The sequence below is a fragment of the Sporosarcina sp. CAU 1771 genome (assembly GCF_054482775.1).
The window spans coordinates 1-1732 of record NZ_JBTLRN010000056.1 but is presented as its reverse complement, the minus strand read 5'-3'; the positions used below and the strand labels follow the sequence as shown (position 1 = coordinate 1732).

The following is a 1732-nucleotide window of genomic DNA, read 5'->3' as shown; positions in this document are numbered from 1 at the left end:
GTATAATGGACATAAGGGCACTCTCTCCTGTCTTTATGTTTGTGTGGTAACTTACATTATACAGGATTTGGGGAGGTGCTCTATTTTTTATGCCTAGAAACCCTTGGTATGTAAGGGCTTGGAATTATGAAATTGACTCAATTAATTGGAGATAATAAATATTTAGAAGGTTAAACATACGAAATTAGAGTGCAAAAAAACCGGTTTCTCGATTTGTATAATGAGAAACCGGACTTTTTATATTTCTAATAATATTTGATTTCCAGAAGAATCATGAGTAATGAAAGATCCATTTTCTTCTGTGACAGAAAAGCCTATATCTTTCAAACGTGCAATCACATTTTGCCTAGTAGTATCATCAGCTAAAACAATCGAAAAGGACTTTAAGCCGACACTGTTTAAAGGTGGAGTAGGAGCCCCGACTCCCGCCCAAGTATTCAAGGCGATTTGGTGATGGTATTTCCCTGTAGCGATGAATGTGGCCTGATTGCCAAATCGACTCACCACTTCGAAGCCAAGCCCTTGCGTGTAAAATTCTTCGGCCTTTTTTAATTCAGAGACGTGTAAATGGATATGGCCCATTATGGTACCGGCTGGAAGACCACTCCACTCGGTCTGTTTCCCTTCGGAGAGAAGGTCTGTAAAGTCTATTGGATCTACAGTCATTGCTACTTCACCGTTCGTCCAAGTCCATTCAGAAGGTTCACGGTCTGTATAGATTTCAATTCCATTTCCGTCAGGATCTGATAGATATAAAGCTTCGCTTACCAAATGATCCGATGAGCCGAATCGAAAACCGATTTCGATAAAATGATGGACGATGTCCGCTAAATCGGAACGTTTAGGTAGTAGAAGAGCAAAATGATACAGTCCTGTAGTCTTTCCTTGCTGCGGGACAACGTTTTCTGGTTGCTCCAAAGACAATATATTCGTATTTCCATCCGTTGTGAGTTTGGCTGTTTTATCTGTTTGCTCTAAAATTTGGAAACCAAGAACCTTTTGATAAAATGTTAGTGAACGATCTAAATCTTGAACCTTAATATTGACATGCTTTACATAAGTGTTTGGTTTACTATGAAAATTCATATTCCTTGCCTCCATCAAATCTTTTTTAGTCGGTTACTTTATGTAAGTAACTATACAATGGTAATAACATTACGTCAAGTAGGTTGGTTACATATTATTTCATCCCGTTGTGTTGTATACTTTATATGGATAAAGGAGTGAGCCAAATGAAACAATCCATTATCTGTCCTCGTTTTGAAGAAGCGGTATCGATTTTAAGTCAGCGCTGGACAGCTTTAATTATCTATCAAATATTATCGGGACCCCATCGCTTTTGTGCTATTCAATCGTCTATCGGAATTAGCGGAAAAGTTTTATCGGAACGTTTAAAAGATTTAGAGCAGAAGGGGATTATAGAACGTAAGGTTATCCCTGAAACACCTGTTATTATCAAGTATTCATTAACGGAAAAAGGGTATTCATTAGAGCCGGTTTTGAAGGAAATTGAAAACTGGTCCCGGTCGTGGATAGAGGTTCAGAATGCAGAAGCATGAAATGACAAAAAACTACACCTTCAATTGTGAGGCCACTGAAAAAGTCCCCATCAACAGGATTATGCTAAAACTGTTGATTTCCGTTCCGAGCGGACGCGTTCCACGGGGCGGGCGGTGAGCCGCATCGGATCGCTATCGCTCCCTGCTGGGTCTCACCTGTCCCGCTTCATCCC

Annotated in this window: 2 protein-coding genes; one reads left to right on the top strand and one right to left on the bottom strand. The window is 40.0% G+C overall.

Annotation, left to right across the window (positions count from 1 at the left end):
* Window positions 1-237 precede the first annotated feature (237 nt).
* The gene (locus ACXYMX_RS16985) at window positions 238-1086 is read right to left on the bottom strand and encodes a VOC family protein (RefSeq protein WP_459045429.1); all 849 of its coding nucleotides are present in this window, start codon (window positions 1084-1086) and stop codon (window positions 238-240) included.
* Between the two features lie 146 nt (window positions 1087-1232).
* On the opposite strand from ACXYMX_RS16985, the gene ACXYMX_RS16980 reads away from it, so the two are divergent.
* A complete protein-coding gene (locus ACXYMX_RS16980) occupies window positions 1233-1559 on the top strand; it encodes a winged helix-turn-helix transcriptional regulator (RefSeq protein WP_459045428.1) in 327 nt (108 codons plus the stop codon).
* The last annotated feature ends 173 nt before the right edge of the window (window positions 1560-1732 follow it).

What these genes read in the sequence shown, in the direction of transcription:
- ACXYMX_RS16985 (WP_459045429.1), bottom strand. Translation starts at nt 1,086, where the DNA reads ATGAATTTTCATAGTAAACCAAACACTTATGTAAAGCATGTCAATATT.
- ACXYMX_RS16980 (WP_459045428.1), top strand. Translation starts at nt 1,233, where the DNA reads ATGAAACAATCCATTATCTGTCCTCGTTTTGAAGAAGCGGTATCGATT.